Source organism: Mycobacterium sp. Aquia_213 (assembly GCF_026625985.1).
GTDB lineage: Bacteria > Actinomycetota > Actinomycetes > Mycobacteriales > Mycobacteriaceae > Mycobacterium.
In genome coordinates this window covers 5,040,432-5,060,315 of record NZ_CP113116.1, presented here as the reverse complement: position 1 = coordinate 5,060,315, position 19,884 = coordinate 5,040,432, and the positions used below count along the sequence as shown (strand labels likewise).

14 protein-coding genes and 1 pseudogene are annotated in these 19,884 nt (G+C 66.7%); 8 read left to right on the top strand and 7 right to left on the bottom strand.

All coding sequences use genetic code 11. The features are described 5' to 3' along the window. Window positions 1–44: 44 nt before the first annotated feature. The 6 genes and pseudogenes from LMQ14_RS23490 to LMQ14_RS23465 all read right to left on the bottom strand — a co-directional run. Complete coding sequence (locus tag LMQ14_RS23490; protein WP_267732029.1) at window positions 45–908, bottom strand: cyclopropane mycolic acid synthase family methyltransferase; 864 nt, start codon at window positions 906–908, stop codon at window positions 45–47. A gap of 153 nt (window positions 909–1,061) precedes the next feature. Then, window positions 1,062–1,925, bottom strand: coding sequence for a cyclopropane mycolic acid synthase family methyltransferase (locus LMQ14_RS23485; RefSeq protein WP_267732028.1), 864 nt, complete (start codon window positions 1,923–1,925; stop codon window positions 1,062–1,064). A gap of 95 nt (window positions 1,926–2,020) precedes the next feature. Then, on the bottom strand, window positions 2,021–2,869 hold the full coding sequence (locus LMQ14_RS23480) for an alpha/beta fold hydrolase (protein ID WP_420714713.1): 849 nt from the start codon (window positions 2,867–2,869) through the stop codon (window positions 2,021–2,023). 80 nt (window positions 2,870–2,949) lie between these two features. Next, window positions 2,950–4,296, bottom strand: coding sequence for an ABC1 kinase family protein (locus tag LMQ14_RS23475; protein WP_267732026.1), 1,347 nt, complete (start codon window positions 4,294–4,296; stop codon window positions 2,950–2,952). 61 nt (window positions 4,297–4,357) lie between these two features. Beyond that, a complete protein-coding gene (locus LMQ14_RS23470) occupies window positions 4,358–4,930 on the bottom strand; it encodes a DinB family protein (protein WP_267735649.1) in 573 nt (190 codons plus the stop codon). Window positions 4,931–4,953: 23 nt separating this feature from the next. After that, window positions 4,954–5,226: pseudogene (locus tag LMQ14_RS23465) on the bottom strand (DinB family protein); the annotation flags it as partial. A 122-nt stretch (window positions 5,227–5,348) separates the two neighbouring features. On the opposite strand from LMQ14_RS23465, the gene LMQ14_RS23460 reads away from it, so the two are divergent. The 5 genes from LMQ14_RS23460 (at window position 5,349) to rplL (ending at window position 12,423) form a co-directional block, all read left to right on the top strand. Continuing rightward, complete coding sequence (locus LMQ14_RS23460; RefSeq protein ID WP_267732025.1) at window positions 5,349–9,518, top strand: NEW3 domain-containing protein; 4,170 nt, start codon at window positions 5,349–5,351, stop codon at window positions 9,516–9,518. Further along, complete coding sequence (locus LMQ14_RS23455; RefSeq protein ID WP_267732024.1) at window positions 9,515–10,132, top strand: DUF7158 domain-containing protein; 618 nt, start codon at window positions 9,515–9,517, stop codon at window positions 10,130–10,132. The genes LMQ14_RS23460 and LMQ14_RS23455 overlap by 4 nt, the downstream gene beginning before the upstream one ends. Window positions 10,133–10,138: 6 nt before the next feature. Next, complete coding sequence (locus LMQ14_RS23450) at window positions 10,139–11,044, top strand: ROK family protein (protein ID WP_267732023.1); 906 nt, start codon at window positions 10,139–10,141, stop codon at window positions 11,042–11,044. A 326-nt stretch (window positions 11,045–11,370) separates the two neighbouring features. Further along, window positions 11,371–11,994 (top strand): 50S ribosomal protein L10, encoded by a 624-nt coding sequence (rplJ, locus tag LMQ14_RS23445; protein WP_267732022.1) that lies wholly within the window; start codon window positions 11,371–11,373, stop codon window positions 11,992–11,994. A 33-nt stretch (window positions 11,995–12,027) separates the two neighbouring features. Next, window positions 12,028–12,423 carry a 50S ribosomal protein L7/L12 gene (gene rplL / locus LMQ14_RS23440; RefSeq protein ID WP_085222909.1) on the top strand — a complete coding sequence of 132 codons (396 nt, stop codon included), beginning with the start codon at window positions 12,028–12,030 and terminating at the stop codon, window positions 12,421–12,423. Between the two features lie 49 nt (window positions 12,424–12,472). On the opposite strand, the gene LMQ14_RS23435 is transcribed toward rplL, so the two are convergent. After that, window positions 12,473–13,147: a TetR/AcrR family transcriptional regulator gene (locus LMQ14_RS23435; RefSeq protein ID WP_267732021.1), complete on the bottom strand. Its 675-nt coding sequence runs from the start codon at window positions 13,145–13,147 to the stop codon at window positions 12,473–12,475. A gap of 95 nt (window positions 13,148–13,242) precedes the next feature. Between LMQ14_RS23435 and LMQ14_RS23430 the strand changes: the two genes are divergently transcribed. The 3 genes from LMQ14_RS23430 (at window position 13,243) to LMQ14_RS23420 (ending at window position 19,874) form a co-directional block, all read left to right on the top strand. Next, window positions 13,243–14,757: a carotenoid oxygenase family protein gene (locus LMQ14_RS23430; RefSeq protein ID WP_267732020.1), complete on the top strand. Its 1,515-nt coding sequence runs from the start codon at window positions 13,243–13,245 to the stop codon at window positions 14,755–14,757. Between the two features lie 174 nt (window positions 14,758–14,931). Beyond that, window positions 14,932–15,942 carry an ABC transporter ATP-binding protein gene (locus LMQ14_RS23425; RefSeq protein ID WP_267732019.1) on the top strand — a complete coding sequence of 337 codons (1,011 nt, stop codon included), beginning with the start codon at window positions 14,932–14,934 and terminating at the stop codon, window positions 15,940–15,942. A 446-nt stretch (window positions 15,943–16,388) separates the two neighbouring features. Further along, window positions 16,389–19,874: a DNA-directed RNA polymerase subunit beta gene (locus LMQ14_RS23420; RefSeq protein ID WP_420714560.1), complete on the top strand. Its 3,486-nt coding sequence runs from the start codon at window positions 16,389–16,391 to the stop codon at window positions 19,872–19,874. The last annotated feature ends 10 nt before the right edge of the window (window positions 19,875–19,884 follow it).

Sequence of the window (19,884 nt, the reverse complement as noted above, 5' to 3'; positions counted from 1 at the left end):
GCCGATGGACCGGTTATCCGATCCCACAGGTCGAGGCTGCCGGGCTATTTCGCCAGCGTGAACTGGTTGACGTCGACGTAGCCTTGCCGGAATTTGTCGGCGCAGCCGGTCAGGTACTTCATGTAGCGCTCGTAGACCTCTTCGGACTGGATCTCGATGGCCTCGTCCCGGCGCGCCTGCAACGCGTCGGCCCACAGGTCGAGGGTCTTGGCGTAGTGCGGCTGCAGCGACTGGCGGCGAGTCAGCGTGAAACCGGCTTGGTCCGAATGTTCTTCCACCATAGGGATTTTCGGCAGCCGACCGCCCGGGAAGATCTCCCGCTGGATGAAGATGACGAAGCGGAGCAAGTCGATGGAGATGGGCAGGCCCAGGTCGATGATTTCCTGCTTCGTGAAATCGGTGATCGTGTGCAGCAGCATGACGCCGTCGCCGGGCAACACGTGGTAGGCCATTTTGAAGAAGTCCGCGTAGCGATCGTGGCCGAAATGCTCGAATGCGCCGACCGACACGATGCGGTCGACGGGCTCGTCGAACTCTTCCCAGCCGGCCAGCAGCACGCGCTTGCTGCGTGGGTTGTCCATCTCGTCGAACGACTTCTGCACGTGGGCGGCCTGATTCTTGGACAGCGTCAACCCGATCACGTTCACGTCGTACTTCTCGATCGCGCGTCGCATGGTGGCACCCCACCCGCAGCCGACGTCGAGCAGCGTCATGCCGGGTCGCAGACCCAATTTGCCCAGCGATAAATCGATCTTGGCCAGCTGCGCTTCTTCCAGCGTCATGTCGTCGCGCTCGAAGTACGCGCAGCTGTAGGTCTGGCTGGGATCCAGGAACAGCCGGTAGAAGTCGTCGGACAGGTCGTAGTGTGCCTGCACGTCTTCGAAGTGTGGTTCCAGTTTTTGAGTCATGAGTGCTGCGCCCTCCCCGCGAAACGCACTGAACATCCCCCGAGCCCCGAGTGAGGCAAATTTTATTACTGAGCATCTGCCCGGTTTGACGAATCGCGAAACCTCGCAGTTCAACGCGGATGTCAGGTCGGGCGTGTCGCGCCCAGCGGCGCCCTACTTGGTGAGGGTGAACTGTCCGACGTTGGAGATGCCCTTGCGGAAGAGGCCCGCGCAGCCGGTGAGGTAGCGCATGAAGCGGTCGTAGACCTCTTCGGACTGGATGGCGATTGCGCGTTCGCGATTGGCCTCCAGATTGGCCGCCCACGTGTCCAGCGTCCGCGCGTAATGCGGCTGCAGATACTGGGTCTCCTCGAGCGAGAATCCGCTGTCGCGGGAGAGGTCGACGATGTCTGCTTCGCCGCACATTTGGCCGCCGGGGAAGATCTCCTTCCCGAGGAAGTGCAGGAACCGCAGATCATTCATCGTGATCGGGATGCCGTGCTCTTTCCAGTGTGTCTGCGGATAGGTGAATATGCTGTGCATCAGCATCCGGCTGTCACTGGGCAGAACCTTGTAGGCCCAATCCCAGAACGCGGGCCATCGTTCTTTTTTGAACGCGTCGAACGCCTCGAAGCTGATGATCCGGTCGGCGTGCTCGTCGAACTCTTCCCAGCCCTGCAGACGGGCCTCGACATGTCGCTTTGTCGGGATCGCGGCAACCCGAGATTTGCTGCGCTCGTAGTGGTTTCGGCTGAGCGTGATGCCGATGACGTTGACGTCGTACTTCTCAACCGCGCGAACCAGCGCTCCGCCCCAACCGCAGCCGACGTCGAGCAGCGTCATGCCCGGCTCGAGTTTGAGCTTGTCGAGTCCCAGATCCAGCTTGGCGAGCTGCGCCTCTTCCAGCGTCATCTCGTCGTTCTTGAAATATGCGCAGGTGTAGACCATGTTGGGGTCCAAGAACAACGCGAAGAAGTCGTCCGAAATGTCGTAAGTAGCCTGCGACTCTTCGTAATACGGCTTCATATTCGCAACCATCACGTCCTCCCAAGTGTCAACGCTACAACGCTGTGAGACCCCGTGCGAAAGTCACGACAAACTTGAATCGCCTAAGCCGCCTGCTCGACTCTGGCTCAGCTTGCCTCGGCGAAATTGCCCGTCAAAACACCGATCACCGGATCCCATAGCTGCTGTGGCAGATCATGTCCCATTCCGTCGAATAACACCAATCGGGCACCGCTTATTGCGCGCGCGATTGCACGTCCGCCGAAAGGCCGCATGAGTTTGTCGGACCGACCGTGGATGACAACGGTCGGCGCCTTGATCCGCCGGTCGTGGTGCAGCAGGCTCCCGCTGCCCAGGATGGCACTGAACTGCCCGGCAACGCCCTGCGGGTAGTAATTGCGGTCGTATCCCTCGGCGGCCTCGGAGCGAACCTGCTCATCGGGAATGCGGTAACGCGGGCTGCCGATGATCCGGCTGACCCGGACCGCGTTGTCGAGGATCACGTCGCGGGGCGAGTCCGGCGGCGGGCCCTTGACGAGCGCCAGCAATGCGCGGGGAGCCGGCGGTGGCAGGAACGCCGAGTTGTTGCTCGAGAAGAGGACCCCGAGAGTCGTTGTCCGATGGGCGAATTGCGCGGCGAAGACCTGGGCGATCATTCCGCCCATCGATGCTCCGACGACGTGGGCCGCCTTGATGCCCAGATGGTCCAGCACGGCTGCGGCGTCGTCGGCCATGTCCTCGAGGGTGTAGGCGGCCTTGCTCTCCAGACCCGCAAAGGAGCGGAGCAATCGGGTGACCATGGGCTGGCCCGCACTGCGCCGCTCGGTCTTGCTGGACAGGCCGACATCCCGGTTGTCGTAGCGGATCACGCGCAGGCCTTGGCTGACCAGCCGCTCGCAGAACTCGGTCCGCCACAGCAGCAGCTGGGCGCCCAGCCCCATGATCAGTAGCACGGGCGGGTCGTCGATATCGCCCATGTCCTCGTAGTAGAGCTTCAGATCGCTCGACGCGGGACCGGCACTCGCATAACCGGTGCGGACCTCCACTGGAACGCCTCCTAGACCTCGACGTCGGACTGATGCTCGCGGCTGACCTCGACCATGAAGTTGGCGAAGTATCCCGTCAGCTGCGGATCGGACATCATCTGCCACTTCGGCGCGAGCAGCTTCATGTACCGCTCGACGTAGAGGAACTGCTTTCCGATCAACACCAACTCGCGCGGCAGCTTGACGTCGTAGGCGTCGGCCAGCGTCGACAGCTGCTTGCCGATGTCGGCGTAGGACATGTCGCCCAGCGTGGACATGGTCAGTGGGGTGGCGAATTTTTCCAGGTCCTTGGCGGCCTCGGCTTCGGGCTTCACCGTGCCGACGGCGCCCATCAGCACGACGATCTTGCCGGCCGCGGCGTGATCCTTGGTGACCAGCAACGCGTACACCAACTCGCGCAGCAACCAACGGGTACGCGGGTCGATGCGGCCCATGATCCCGAAATCGAAGAACACGATGCGGCCCTGGTCGTCGACGTACAGGTTGCCCGCGTGCAGGTCGCCGTGGAACAGCCCGTGCCGCAGCCCGCCTTCGAAAAGCGAGAACAGCAGCGCCTTCACCAGCTCGGTGCCGTCGAACCCGGCCTTGCGGATGGCGGCGACGTCGTCGATGCGGATGCCCTGCACCCGCTCCATCGTCAGCACCCGGTCGCTGGTGAAGTCCCAGTACACGTTCGGCACCCGGATGTTCTTGCCCAGCGGCGACACGTGCAGGTGTGAGACCCACGCCTCCATCGATTGCGCCTCGAGGCGGAAATTCAGCTCCTCGGCCAGGTTGGCGGAGAAGTCGGCGACCACGTCTTGTGCCGAGAGCCGGCGGCCCAGCTTGGCCAGTTCGACGGCCTGAGCGAAGCGCTTCAGGATCTGCAGGTCGGCGGCGACCCGGCGGCGGATGCCCGGCCGCTGGATCTTGACGACGACCTCCTCGCCGCTGTGCAGCGTGGCGTAGTGCACCTGCGCGATGGACGCCGACGCGAACGGCGTCTCGTCCCACTTGGCGAACAGGTCGGCCGGGTCGGCGCCGAGTTCGTCGACGAACAGCTTGTGCACCGCGTCGGAGTCGGCCGGTGGCACTCGGTCGAGCAGGCCCCGGAATTCACGGGACAGCGACTCGCCGAATGCGCCGGGGCTCGACGCGATGATCTGGCCGAACTTCACGTACGTCGGACCCAGATCGGCGAAGGTCTGGGGGAGCTGCTTGATCACCTTCTGCTGCCATGGCCCCTTGCCCGTCAGCGTGCTGACGAAGCGAGCGGCGGAGCGGGTGACCTGCCAACCAGTGACCGCGACCCGGGCCGCTTCGACCGGCAACGGCACCCGGTCAAGCTTGGCCACGTCTCGGTGTTTGGTAGAACTCATCTCAGCAGTCTGCCAAACCAGGGGTGCCAAGGCCCAATTCACCCTCCGATGAGCAGGCCTTTTACCGGCCCGCCCCCGTGTTCCAGGGTGTCACCCAGCCCTCGATCGCCCAGCCTTCCAGCCCGGCGATCAGGTCGTACATCGTGGCTCCGTCGATGGTTTCCCGGATGATGTCGGCGTGCCCGGCGTGCCGGGCCAACTCGTTGATGACGTGCAGGATCACCCATCGCACCGACCAGGCCTCCACGTCTTTGGGAAACCACGGAACGTCGCGCGGCACGGGCACCGCCGCGTCGAGGTCAGCGGACTCGACCAGCCGGAGCGAAATCGTGTTCTGCTCTGCGAATGCTTGAAGCAGCCCGTCCAGGGTCTCGTCGGGCCGCATCACGTGCTGGTCCTGGAATTCCTCGCCCACCGGCCGAACGTCCTTCGCCGGTGGGTCCGGCGCTGCCGCGACTCGTGTCATCCAGCTGCGTTGCATCCGTGTCACGTGCTTGACCAGCCCGCCGACCGACAGCGCACTCGCCGACGGCGACGACCGCGCCTGCTCATCGGTGAGGCCGTAGGACACCGCGAAGTAGGCGCTCTGATGGAAGGCCAGATACTCGCGCAGGGCGCTGCGCTCGTCGGCCACCGGCGGGGCGAGGGCTGGCATGGTCACTCCTCCTGGTTGATGGATTGGCGATGTGCGTAAAGGTCTCGGAGGCAAGCAATCTCGGCACCATGGTGGATCGCTTCGCGATTGATGTGCAAGACCAGCTCGCCGAGTGGGTAGTCGGCGTACGGCCCCTCGGCCGGGCCGCAGCGCCGGGTCAGATCGGCGGCCGACAGCGAGCGCACCCCGGTGATCCACCCGCTGTAGGTCAGGTCGAGTTGGCGCAGGGCGGTGGCCGCGTCGGTCGCATAATCCCAACTCTGGTAGTCGGCGGGCGTAGCTGCTCGCGCCAATGCCAATCCAGCTGCTCGGCGAGTTGTGTGGTCAGGTCCGTCACCCCATCCAGCTTTGCAGCAACGGGTGACAAGTCTGTAGTCGAGCAACGTAAGGTGCGGGCATGCAGCTGATTTCGGCGCAGTCGACCGAACTGTTCGTTGGGCCGCAGGACACGCCGCTACAGCTGGCCCGGATCGCCGTGGGCGGGGTCACCGAGCCGACGCCGGTACGCGTCGACGGAGACGGCCTGCGCGGTGAGGCGCTCGCCGAGATCGGCGCGGAGACCGTCGAGATCCCGGTGACCGTGCGCAAGCCGGTCGTCGGTGAGCGCCGCGCCGCCCGGGTACACGCCGGCGACACCAGCGCCTCGTTCGAGTTCACCGTGGCCGAGCCCGGCTGGACGATGTTCATGGTCAGCCATTTCCACTACGACCCGGTGTGGTGGAACACCCAGGGCGCCTACACCAGCGAGTGGCGCGAAGACCCGCCGTCGAGCGGCCGGCAGACCAACGGTTTCGAATTGGTGCACGCGCATCTGGAAATGGCCCGCCGCGAGCCCGAGTACAAATTCGTGCTGGCCGAGGTGGATTACCTCAAGCCGTACTGGGACACCCGCCCCGAGGACCGCGCCGACCTGCGCCGCTTCATCGCCGACGGCCGGGTCGAAATCATGGGCGGCACCTACAACGAACCCAACACCAACCTCACCAGCCCGGAGACGACGATCCGAAACCTGGTGCACGGCATTGGTTTTCAGCGCGACGTGTTGGGTGCCGATCCGGCGACGGCATGGCAGCTCGACGTGTTCGGCCACGACCCGCAGTTTCCCGGGATGGCCGCCGATGCCGGGCTGACGTCGAGCTCGTGGGCCCGCGGACCGCACCACCAATGGGGGCCGACCCACTCCGGCGGCGTCGAGGGCATGCAGTTCTGCAGCGAGTTCGAATGGATTTCGCCATCCGGGCGCGGCCTGCTCACCCACTACATGCCGGCGCACTACGGGGCGGGCTGGGGGATGGACTCGTCGGCGTCGCTGGGCGAGGCGCAGGACGCCACGTATGCGGTGTTCGACCAGCTCAAGCGGGTCGCGTTGACTCGCAACGTGCTGTTGCCGGTGGGCACCGACTACACCCCGCCGAACAAGTGGGTCACCGAAATCCACCGCGACTGGGCCGCCCGCTACACCTGGCCGCGATTCGTCTGTGCGCTGCCGCGGGAGTTCTTCGCCGCGGTGCGTGCCGAGCTGGACGAGCGGGGGTCGGTGCCGTCGCCGCAGACGCGCGACATGAACCCGATCTACACCGGCAAGGACGTCTCCTACATCGACACCAAACAAGCCAACCGCGCCGCCGAAAACGCGGTGCTGGACGCCGAACGCTACGCGGTGTTCGCCGCGCTGATGACCGGCGCCGACTACCCGCACGCCGCGTTGGCCAAGGCATGGGTGCAGCTGGCCTACGGCGCGCACCACGACGCGATCACCGGCTCCGAGTCCGACCAGGTCTACCTCGATCTGCTGACCGGCTGGCGTGACGCGTGGGAGCTGGGTCGCGCCGCCCGCGACAACTCCCTGGCGCTGCTGTCCGGCGCCATCGATAGCCCAGGTGACTCCGTCGTGGTGTGGAACGCATTGACCCACCCGCGCACCGACATCGTCACGGCCCGGATCGATCCGCCGCTGCCCGCGGGGGTGCGGGTGCTGGATGCCGACGGTGCCGAGCTGCCCGCGCTGGTCGAGCACGACGGGCGCTCGGTCAGCTGGCTGGCCCGCGATGTCGGATCGCTGGGCTGGCGGGCCTATCGGCTGGTCCCCGCGGACGAGGCGACCGGCTGGGACCCGCTGCCCGGACTCGAGATCGAAAATGAGCACTACCGGCTGGCGGTCGACCCAGCCCGGGGCGGGGCGGTGGCGTCGCTGGTCCATGACGGCCGCCAGCTGATCGCGGCCGGACGGGTGGGCAACGAGCTCGCCGTCTACGACGAATACCCGGCCCACCCGACGCAGGGGGAGGGTCCTTGGCATCTGCTGCCCAAGGGACCGGTGGTGGGCTCGTCGGAATCGCCGGCGGCGCAGGTGCGGGCCTACCGCGGACCGCTCGGTCAGCGGCTCGTCGTGCAGGGGCGAATCGGCGAATTGCTGCGCTACACCCAGACCCTGACGCTGTGGAACGGCGTGGGGCGGGTGGACTGCCGCACCACGATCGACGACTTCACCGGAGAGGACCGCCTGTTGCGGCTGCGCTGGCCGTGTCCGGTACCGGGCGCCATGCCGGTCAGCGAGGTGGGCGACGCCGTCGTCGGCCGCGGGTTCGCGTTGTTGCACGACGGGGCCGGCTCCGTGAACACCGAGCACCTGCCGTGGACACTGGACAACCCGGCCTACAGCTGGTTCGGACTATCGTCTGCGGCACGTATTCGATTGGGAGACGAGGATATTCGCGCGATAACCGTGGCCGAGGTGGTGTCGCCGTCGGAAGCGTTGTCCGGTCCGCTGGCGCGCGAACTGATGGTCGCGCTGGTCCGCGCCGGTGTCACGGCCACCTGCAGCGGCGCCGACAAACCGCGCTACGGCAACCTCGACGTCGACTCCAACCTGCCCGATGTCCGCATCGCGCTGGGCGGCCCCGACCGCAACGCCTTCACCAAGGCGGTGCTGGCCGAGGCCGATCCGGAGTACGCGAAAGAACTGGAACGCCAGCTGGCGAAGCGGGGCCGGGCCCGGGTGTGGGTGCCCGCGGCCACGCCGTTGGCGGCGGCCTGGGTGCCCGGCGCCGACCTGCGCGCGGCGCGCGCGCTGCCCGTGCTGGTGATCGACGGCACCGACGAGAAGCGCCTGGACGCCGAAATCGCTTCGGTGGCAGCCGATCTCGACGATGCCGAGATCGCCGTCTCCCAGCAGGCCGCGGCGGGCGCCGAACACTTCGAATCCCGCACGGTGGCGTTGCTCAACCGCGGCGTGCCGAGCTTCGCCGTCGACAGCGAGGGCACGCTGCACACCGCGCTGTTGCGGTCCTGCACCGGCTGGCCGTCCGGCACCTGGATCGACGAACCACGCCGCACCGCGCCCGACGGCTCGAACTTCCAACTCCAGCACTGGACACACCATTTCGACTACGCGCTCGCCTGCGGCGACGGCGACTGGCGGCACGCCGAGATCCCGGCCCGCAGCGCGCAGTTCTCCCATCCACTGCACGCCGTCTTCCCGGATCGGCGGCGAGGCAACCTGGCGCCCACCGGGTCGCTGCTGCACGTCGAGCCCGCCGACACCGTGCACCTCGGGGCGTTCAAGGCGGCCGGCAACCCGCTGGCGGCCGGTCGCGCCGAGCCCGTCGACCCGGGCGCCGTGGCGCTGCGGCTGGTCGAATCGACCGGTGCCGGCGCTCGGGTGAAGATCGGCTCGACGCTCGGCAAGCTCGGCGCGCTGCAGCTCGCCGATCTGCTGGAAACGCCGCAGGCGCGCAAGCGATCGATCGAGCTGCACGGCTACCAGATCGCTACCGTGCTGGCCCGGCTCAAGATCCCCAAGGCATTCGACGAGCCCACCGCGCTGGGCCCGGAAGCCGAGATCGCCCAGCCGCTGTACGCGCGGTACTGGCTGCACAATCGCGGCCCCGCGCCACTGGGCGGGCTGCCGGCCGTCGCACACCTGCACCCGCAGCGAGTGACCGAGCCGGGCGGCGAGCTGACGCTGCGGCTCACCGCGGTCAGCGACTGCACCGACGCCGAGCTGCAGGGCGTCGTCGTGCTGTCGTGTCCGGACGGCTGGTCGGCGAGCCCCGCCGAGCTGCCGTTCACGCTCGGCACCGGCGAGCACCGGGAGGCCGACGTGGTGCTGGGGATCCCGGCCGATGCCGAGCCCGGCCATTACCCGATTCGGGCGCAGTTGCGCATCACCGGCGATCAGGTCCCGGCCGCCTGGCGGCAGACGGTCGAGGACGTGAGCATCGTCGACGTCGGAGCGGACCCGGATGCCGAACTGATCTACCTCGTCGACGGGCCCGACGGGATCGCGCTGCGCGCCGGAGAGACGGCCCGGGTCGCCGTGACGATCGGCAGCAATGCCGCGGCGGACCTGTCGGCCGAGGCCCATCTGATCAGCCCCTGGGGCACCTGGGAGTGGATCGGGCCGGCCTCGCTCGGCGCGGTGCTGCCGGCCCGCGGCACCGTCGAGCTCGGCTTCGACGTCAGCCCTCCCGCGTGGCTGGAACCCGGCCAGTGGTGGGCCCTGATTCGGGTCGGCTGCGCGGGACGGCTGGTCTACTCGCCGGTGGTGAAGGTGACCGTGACATGAGCATGCACTCGGTTGCCAGCGTCGCGGGCACACCCGTCGCGGTCGAGGAGGTAGACGCCGCCGAGGCCCGACTGCGCAGCGGCCCCCGCGCGGCCGCGTTGCCTGCGCGCGGCACCAGCGAGGGCCGCCAACTGCGACGCTGGCTCACCCAACTCCTGGTGACCGAACGCGTCGTCGCCGCCGAGGTGGCCGCTCGCGGATTGACCGTGCGCGACGCCCCGACCGAGGCGCAGCTGCTGCCCGACGTGACGGCCCGGCTGGAGATCGGCAGCGTGGCCGCGGCGGCACTGGCGGACCCGCGGGCGCGCGCGCTGTTCGTCGACGTGACCGCGACGGTCCGGGTCAGCGATCACGAGGTCGCCGATTATCACGCCCGCAATCCGCTGCGGTTCGCCCCGCTGCGCCCCGACCGCCACGGCTGGCGGGCGCCGTCGTGCGCCGGGCCGCCGCTGGCGCAGGTGCGGCCCGCGGTCACCGAGCACCTGCACGCCGCCGCGCGACGTCGCGCCTTCCGGCTGTGGCTTGACGCTCGGCGGGCCGCATTGGTCGAGCTCGCGGCGGGCTACGAGCATCCCGGCGACCCCCGTCAACCCGACAACACCCATCGGCACTGATCGGCCATGCTTACCCTCTGCCTGGACATCGGTGGCACGAAAATCGCTGCGGGCCTTGCCGATTCGGAGGGCACGCTGGTGCACACCGCGATCCGGCCCACCCCGGCGGGCGCTACGGCCGAACAGGTGTGGGACGTGGTCGCCGCGATGATCGCCGAAGCGTTGGGCGTGGCCGGCGGTGCTGTCCGTGCGGTGGGCATCGCTTCGGCCGGGCCCATCGACCTGCTCAGCGGAACCGTCAGCCCGATCAATATCAAAGGCTGGCAAGGGTTTCCGCTGCGGGATCGGGTGGTGGCCGCCGTACCGGGCGTGCCAGTGCGGCTGGGCGGCGACGGCGTATGCATGGCACTGGGGGAGCATTGGCACGGCGCGGGACGGGGTGCGGGCTTTCTGCTGGCCATGGTGGTGTCCACCGGCGTGGGCGGCGGATTGGTGCTCAATGGCGTGCCCTACACCGGGCGCAGTGGCAATGCCGGACATGTCGGTCATGTGGTGGTCGAAGAGGGCGGCGAGCGGTGTGCGTGTGGAGGTCGCGGCTGCGTCGAGACGGTTGCGGCCGGGCCGTGGCTGGTGCGCTGGGCGCGGGCCAACGGCTGGTCCGCACCGCCGGGTGCCGGCGCGCGGGAGCTGGCCGCCGCGGCGGCGGCCGGGGATGCGATCGCGCTGCGCGCGTTCCACCGGGGGGCCACCGGGCTCGCGGCCATGATCGCCTCGGTGGCGGCGGTGTGCGATCTGGACCTGGTGATCATCGGGGGTGGAGTCGCCAAATCCGGTGGGCTGCTCTTCGACCCGCTGCGCGCGGTGCTGGCCGATTATGCCGGGCTTGATTTTCTGTCTGGCCTGCGTGTGGTGCCCGCAGAGCTGGGCGGCGAGGCCGGCCTGGTCGGCGCGGCCCGTCTTGCGGGATTGTAGCCAACCGCGCTGCGCTGCATATGCTTTCGGCCCCAATCGCTCTTGGCTCTGCCGAGCGTGGCCGTCACCTGAGATCCGCCGTTTTGGCTGACCGCGTGGTATCACGCTATCCTTGGTGCCGATCCACCGAAGACCGTCGGTCACCGAGCAATCGGTCGAAGGTCCGGGAACATCCCGGCGGCCCACGCAGGAGGACGAGGCATTACCGCCGGCGCTCGCGCCGGTGTATCCCAACGCCCCGTGCCGCTTCCTGCGCCGGGGCGTTCGTCGTTCCTCGGGTGATCACCGACGCACGTCTTTCACTGAGTTTCATTGAGGAGGTATGCATGGCCAAAGCCGACAAGGCCACCGCCGTTGCGGACATTGTCGAGCAGTTCAGCGCCTCGACGGCGACCGTAATCACCGAATACCGCGGTCTGACCGTCGCCAACCTGGCCGAGCTGCGCCGCTCGCTCGCGGGTTCGGCTACCTACACCGTGGCCAAGAACACGCTGATCAAGCGCGCCGCTTCGGAAGCGGGGATCGAGGGTCTCGACGAGTTGTTCGCGGGCCCCACGGCCATCGCGTTCGTCAGCGGCGAACCCGTCGACGCCGCCAAGGCCATCAAGACCTTCGCCAAGGAGAACAAGGCGCTGGTCATCAAGGGTGGCTACATGGACGGCCACGCGTTGACGGTGGCCGAGGTCGAGCGCATCGCCGACCTGGAATCCCGCGAGGTGCTGCTGGCCAAGCTGGCCGGTGCCATGAAGGGCAACCTCGCCAAGGCCGCCGGCCTGTTCAACGCGCCGGTCTCGCAGTTCGCCCGCCTCGCGGCCGCCCTGCAGGAGAAGAAGGCGGCCGAACCGGCTGCCGCAGCGGCCCCGGCCGCAGAACCCGCTCCCGAAGCAGCCGCTTCGGAGGCACCCGCCGAGGCAGAAGCACCCGCCGAGACGCCGGCTGACGCCGAATAACCCACAAACCAAAAACAAGGAAGGACCCACACCATGGCAAAAATCTCTACCGATGACCTGCTCGACGTCTTCAAGGAAATGACCCTGCTCGAGCTGTCGGACTTCGTGAAGAAGTTCGAGGAGACCTTCGAGGTCACCGCGGCCGCCCCGGTCGCCGTTGCCGCTGCCGGTGGTGCCGCCGCCGGTGGTGCGCCCGCTGAGGCCGCCGAGGAGCAGTCCGAGTTCGACGTCATCCTCGAGGCCGCCGGTGACAAGAAGATCGGCGTCATCAAGGTCGTCCGTGAGATCGTCTCCGGCCTGGGCCTGAAAGAGGCCAAGGACTTGGTCGACGGCGCACCCAAGCCGCTGCTGGAGAAGGTCGCCAAGGAAGCCGCCGAGGAAGCCAAGGGCAAGCTCGAGGCCGCCGGCGCGACCGTCACCGTCAAGTAGTTCAACTCGCGCAAACCCCCGGGACCCTGGTCCCGGGGGTTTCGTGTGTTCAGCCGGAGTACGCCGACCCCACCGACTGTGCCACCCGTTCGGCTGTATCTCCCAGGGCGACAAGCAGATTCGAGGTCATCGCGTTGAGCACCGGCGCGACGGCCGAGCCGTCGTCCCCGTAGTACCCGGCCAGCTCGAGCATCACGAACCCGTGGATCAACGCCCAGAACTGGGCCGCGGTGGCCACGACGCACGCGTCGTCGTCGGCGGCGCCCGTGGTGATCCGGCCGGCCAGCATGCACCGGCGCACCACCCGCACCACGTGCGCGAAGCTGGGGTGGTGCTGCTCGATCTCGGCGACCGTGAGCGTCAGGACGTTGCCGGCCGGCGCGTTGATGCCGTGCGCACTGGTGCTGCCGAACATCAGGCGATACATGTGTGGGCGCTCGATGGCGTAGCGGCGGTAGGCGGCGCCGGTGACGAACAGATCGGCGACCGGGTCGGCGGTCTGCGGCACCGTTTGGGCCTCGTCGAACTGTCGCAACCCCTCCTCGGCGACGGCGGCGATCAGCGCCTGCATCCCGCCGAAGTGGGTGTACACCGACATCGTCGAGGTCCCCGCGGCGCTGGCCACTTTGCGGGTCTGCAAGGCATCCGGGCCGTCGCTATCAAGCAGGTCGACCGCGGCGTGCAGCATTTCCTCGCGCACACTGCGCTGAACTTCCGAAGTCATCTCTCCAACCATCTCCGTCGAGGCCTTGCCATCTTCTCATCACCGGCGTACCGTCACAATAACGCTGAAATAACGATGTTATAGGAGTTCAGCCCATGACTTCCACACAGACCCCCACAATCGGAAACCCGTACCTGGAGGGCTTCCTGGCGCCGGTGCACACCGAAGTGACCGCGACCGACCTAGCCGTCACCGGCCACATCCCCGAACACCTGGACGGGCGCTACCTGCGCAATGGGCCCAACCCGGCCGCCGAGGTCGACGCGGCCACCTATCACTGGTTCACCGGCGACGCGATGGTGCATGGCCTGGCGCTGCGCGACGGCAAGGCGAGCTGGTATCGCAACCGCTGGGTCCGCAGCGCGCCGACCTGCGCCGCACTGGGCGAACCCGAGCCCGCGGTGCTTGATCCGCGTGCCGGGATGCTGTCGGTCAAACCCAACACCAACGTGCTGACCCACGCCGGGCGGACGCTGGCGCTGGTCGAGGGTGGTGGTGCCAACTACGAACTCACCGACGACCTGGACACCGTCGGTCCCTGTGACTTCGACGGGACACTGTTCGGTGGCTACACCGCCCACCCGCACCGCGATCCGCACACCGGTGAACTGCACGCGGTGTCCTACTGCTTCGGGCGCGGGCGTTCCGTGCAGTACTCGGTGATCGACACCGCCGGGCGGGCGCGGCGCACCGTCGACATCGACGTGACCGGATCGCCGATGATGCACGACTTCTCCCTGACCGATAAGTACGTGGTGATCTACGACCTGCCGGTGACGTTCGACCCGATGCAGGTCGCGCCGGCCAACGTGCCGCGCTGGCTGAGTTCGCCGGCCCGGCTGGTGGTGCAGTCGGTGCTCGGCCGGGTCCGCATTCCCAGCCCGATGATGATGGCGATCAACCGTAATCGGCAGCCCTCGAACCAGATGCCGTACAGCTGGAAGAACAACTACCCGGCGCGCATCGGGGTCATGCCCCGCGAAGGCGGCAACGCTGACGTGCGTTGGTTCGACATCGAGCCCTGCTACGTCTTCCACCCGCTCAACGCCTACTCGGAGATGCGCGACGGGGCCGAGGTCCTGGTGCTCGACGTGGTGCGCTACGCGCGGATGTTCGACCGCGACCTGCGCGGTCCCGGCGACAGCCGGCCGACGCTGGATCGCTGGACGATCAACCTGAGCACGGGTGCGGTTGCCACCGAACGCCGCGACGATCGTCCGCAGGAGTTTCCCCGGATCGACGAGGCGCTACTGGGCGATCGACACCGGTTCGGCTACGCCGTCGGGATGGACGGGGGCTACCTCTCCGGCGGCGCAACCGAGATGACCTCGGCGCTGTACAAGCACGACTACGCCACGGGATCAAGCACCGTCGCGGGGCTGGAACCCGACCTTTTGCTCGGCGAGATGTGTTTTGTGCCCAACCCGACGAACGGCTCCGGGCAGCGTGCCGAGGACGACGGCGTCCTGATGGGCTACGCCTATCACCGCGGCCGTGACGAGGGGCAATTGCTGATGCTGGACGCCCAGACCCTCGAGTCGGTTGCGACCGTGCACTTGCCGCAGCGCGTACCGATGGGCTTCCACGGTAACTGGGCGCCGGCCGTCTGACCGCTTTACCGCCGCTGCCAGGGCGATTACCCTTCCTGCAGGGGTGGGTCTCAGGTCGGCGAATTTTTCGCGGCGGTGCTGTGCAACCATGCTGTGTGGTCCCGGGCGTGCGCTACAGTGACTCATGCCACACAAAGGGGCAGGTGGCAGCATGCGTCGACGGAAGGATTCCCTATGGGCGTCGCTATTGAGGTCAGCGGTCTGACCAAGTCCTTCGGATCCTCGAGGATTTGGGAAGACGTGACCCTCGATATCCCTTCTGGGGAGGTCAGCGTTTTGCTGGGCCCGTCGGGTACCGGCAAGTCCGTGTTCTTGAAGTCCTTGATCGGCCTCCTTCGTCCGGAACGTGGCTCGATTGTCATCGACGGCACCGACATCATCGAATGCTCGGCCAAGGAGCTGTACGAGATCCGCACGTTGTTCGGGGTGCTGTTCCAGGACGGCGCGCTGTTCGGCTCGATGAATCTCTATGACAACACCGCTTTCCCGCTGCGTGAGCACACCAAGAAGAAGGAAGGCGAGATCCGTGACATCGTCATGGAGAAGCTCGAATTGGTGGGCCTCGGCGGTGACGAGAGGAAGTTCCCCGGCGAGATCTCCGGTGGTATGCGCAAGCGTGCCGGCCTGGCCCGCGCCCTGGTCTTGGACCCGCAGATCATTCTCTGCGACGAGCCCGACTCCGGTCTGGACCCGGTCCGTACCGCCTACCTCAGCCAGCTGATCCTGGACATCAACGCGCAGATCGACGCGACCATCCTGATCGTGACGCACAACATCAGCGTTGCCCGCACGGTGCCGGACAACATCGGCATGCTGTTCCGCAAACACCTGGTCATGTTCGGCCCGCGCGAGGTGCTGCTGACCAGCGATGAGCCGGTGGTGCGCCAGTTCCTCAACGGCCGCCGCATCGGGCCGATCGGTATGTCCGAGGAGAAGGACGAGGCGACCATGGCCGAAGAGCAAGCCATGGTCGATGCCGGTCACCACTCCGGCGGCACCGAGGAGATCGAGGGCGTGCCGCCTCAGATCTTGGCGACACCGGGGATGCCGGAGCGCAAAGCGGTGGCCCGGCGCCAGGCCCGGGTGCGCGAGATGTTGCACACCCTGCCCAAGAAGGCGCAGACCGCGATCCTCGACGACCTCGAGGGCACGCACAAGTACCAAGCGCACGAGTTCGGCGACTAGTCGCAATCTCTGATCCCTGGACCCCATCGCCACGGCGTGCCGTGGTGTTCGGGTCCAGTTGTGCGCGCCCGAACCTGCACCCGGAGGAATTCGGCGACAACTTGCCGCGGCTTCCTCTTGACGAAAAGGCGTGTACGGGTCAATCTGTTGGGCAGAATGTACCCACGGGAAATTCGAGATGCCAGCCAGCGTCGACCCCCCTGGATGGGTAGTTGAGGAATGCGCGCGCCTGCGCTATTGTTGGACGTTGCGCTGGCTACTTCCTGCCCACCTCACCCGCCACCAGACACCGTGGTCTTAGTCTGAGCCCCCTCTGCGGCTCAGCTATTTAGTTGCGCGCGTGAGGCTCGAGCAGTTCGTTCGCCGGCTTTAACCGAAATAATCGCGGCGAACGGTCCGGTGGCCCCGGTACTCGTCAGTCGCACGAGGTGCTGGAAGGATGCATCTTGGCAGATTCTCGCCAGAGCAAGACGGACTCCTCAAGCTTTAACAACTCCGTGCCGGGAGCACCTGACCGAGTATCTTTCGCCAAGCTTCGCGAACCGCTCGAGGTTCCGGGGCTTCTCGACGTGCAGACCGACTCCTTTGAGTGGTTGATCGGCTCGCCGCGTTGGCGCGAGATTGCCTCCGGTCGCGGGGACGTCAACCCGGTCGGTGGCCTCGAAGAGGTGCTCTACGAGTTGTCGCCGATTGAGGACTTCTCGGGCTCGATGTCGCTTTCGTTCTCCGACCCCCGCTTCGACGAAGTCAAGGCGCCGGTGGACGAGTGCAAAGACAAGGACATGACGTACGCGGCACCGCTGTTCGTCACGGCCGAGTTCATCAACAACAACACCGGTGAGATCAAGAGCCAGACGGTCTTCATGGGTGACTTCCCGATGATGACCGAAAAAGGCACGTTCATCATCAACGGAACCGAGCGCGTCGTGGTCAGCCAGCTGGTCCGGTCGCCCGGTGTGTACTTCGACGAGTCGATCGACAAGTCGACCGAGAAGCTGCTGCACAGCGTCAAGGTGATTCCGAGCCGCGGTGCGTGGCTGGAGTTCGACGTCGACAAGCGCGACACCGTCGGTGTGCGCATCGACCGCAAGCGTCGTCAGCCGGTCACCGTGCTGCTCAAGGCGCTGGGCTGGACCAACGAGCAGATTCACGAGCGGTTCGGCTTCTCCGAGATCATGATGTCGACGCTGGAGAAGGACAACACCGCCGGCACCGACGAGGCGCTGCTGGACATTTACCGGAAGCTGCGTCCGGGCGAGCCGCCGACCAAGGAGTCCGCGCAGACCCTGCTGGAGAACCTGTTCTTCAAGGAGAAGCGCTACGACCTGGCCCGCGTCGGCCGCTACAAGGTCAACAAGAAGCTCGGGCTGAACGTCGGCAAGCCGATCACGTCGTCGACGCTGACCGAAGAGGACGTCGTCGCCACCATCGAGTACCTGGTGCGCCTGCACGAGGGCCAGCCGACCATGACGGTTCCCGGCGGTGCCGAGGTTCCGGTGGAGACCGACGACATCGACCACTTCGGCAACCGCCGTCTGCGCACCGTCGGTGAGCTGATCCAGAACCAGATCCGGGTCGGCATGTCCCGGATGGAGCGGGTCGTCCGCGAGCGGATGACCACGCAGGACGTCGAGGCCATCACGCCGCAGACCCTGATCAACATCCGGCCGGTCGTTGCCGCGATCAAGGAGTTCTTCGGCACCAGCCAGCTGTCGCAGTTCATGGACCAGAACAACCCGCTGTCCGGGCTCACCCACAAGCGCCGCCTGTCGGCGCTGGGGCCGGGCGGTCTGTCGCGTGAGCGTGCGGGCCTTGAGGTCCGCGACGTGCACCCGTCGCACTACGGCCGGATGTGTCCGATCGAGACCCCTGAGGGTCCGAACATCGGTCTGATCGGTTCGCTGTCGGTGTACGCGCGGGTCAACCCGTTCGGGTTCATCGAGACGCCGTACCGCAAGGTGGTCGACGGTGTGGTCAGCGACGAGATCCAGTACCTGACCGCCGACGAGGAGGACCGCCACGTCGTGGCGCAGGCCAACTCGCCGATCGACGAGAGCGGCCGGTTCGAAGAGTCGCGCGTTCTGGTTCGCCGGAAGGCGGGCGAGGTCGAGTACGTGCCGTCGTCCGAGGTCGACTACATGGACGTGTCGCCGCGCCAGATGGTGTCGGTGGCCACGGCCATGATTCCGTTCCTCGAGCACGACGACGCCAACCGTGCCCTGATGGGTGCCAACATGCAGCGCCAGGCGGTTCCGCTGGTGCGCAGCGAGGCGCCGCTGGTCGGTACCGGTATGGAGCTGCGCGCCGCGATCGACGCCGGCGATGTGGTGGTGGCCGACAAGGCCGGCGTGATCGAGGAGGTGTCCGCCGACTACATCACCGTGATGGCCGACGACGGCACCCGGCACACCTACCGGATGCGCAAGTTCGCCCGGTCGAACCACGGCACCTGCGCCAACCAGTCGCCGATCGTCGACGCGGGAGACCGGGTCGAGGCCGGACAGGTGATCGCCGACGGTCCCTGCACCGAAAACGGTGAGATGGCACTCGGCAAGAACCTGCTCGTGGCGATCATGCCGTGGGAAGGCCACAACTACGAGGACGCGATCATCCTCTCCAACCGCCTGGTTGAGGAGGACGTGCTCACCTCGATCCACATCGAGGAGCACGAGATCGATGCCCGCGACACCAAGCTGGGCGCCGAGGAGATCACCCGGGATATCCCGAACGTCTCCGACGAGGTGCTCGCCGACTTGGATGAGCGCGGCATCGTGCGGATCGGTGCCGAGGTTCGTGACGGCGACATCCTGGTCGGCAAGGTCACCCCGAAGGGTGAGACCGAGCTGACGCCGGAAGAGCGGCTGCTGCGGGCGATCTTCGGTGAGAAGGCCCGTGAGGTCCGCGACACCTCGCTGAAGGTGCCGCACGGCGAGTCCGGCAAGGTGATCGGTATTCGGGTGTTCTCACGCGAGGACGACGACGAACTGCCCGCCGGTGTCAACGAGCTGGTCCGCGTCTACGTGGCCCAGAAGCGCAAGATCTCCGACGGTGACAAGCTCGCCGGACGCCACGGCAACAAGGGCGTCATCGGCAAGATCCTGCCGGTCGAAGACATGCCGTTCATGCCGGACGGCACCCCGGTGGACATCATCCTGAACACCCACGGTGTGCCCCGACGGATGAACATCGGCCAGATCCTGGAAACCCACCTCGGGTGGGTGGCCAAGGCCGGCTGGAACATCGAGGGTGCGCCCGAGTGGGCGGCGAACCTGCCGGAGGGTCTGCGGCACGCTGCGCCGGACCAGACGGTGTCGACTCCGGTGTTCGACGGTGCCAAGGAGGAGGAGCTGCAGGGTCTGTTGTCCTGCACGCTGCCCAACCGCGACGGCGACGTCATGGTGAACGCGGACGGCAAGGCGAGGCTGTTCGATGGCCGCAGTGGCGAGCCGTTCCCGTACCCGGTGACCGTTGGCTACATGTACATCATGAAGCTGCACCACCTGGTGGACGACAAGATCCACGCCCGTTCCACCGGTCCGTACTCGATGATCACCCAGCAGCCGTTGGGTGGTAAGGCGCAGTTCGGTGGACAGCGATTCGGTGAGATGGAGTGCTGGGCCATGCAGGCCTACGGTGCCGCTTACACGCTGCAGGAGCTGTTGACCATCAAGTCCGACGACACTGTCGGCCGGGTCAAGGTGTACGAGGCGATCGTCAAGGGCGAGAACATCCCCGAGCCGGGTATTCCCGAGTCGTTCAAGGTGTTGCTCAAGGAACTGCAGTCGCTGTGCCTCAACGTTGAGGTTTTGTCGTCGGATGGTGCGGCGATCGAACTGCGCGAGGGCGAGGACGAAGACCTGGAGCGCGCCGCTGCGAACCTGGGAATCAACCTGTCCCGCAATGAATCTGCGTCCGTTGAGGATCTCGCTTAATAGTTACTAA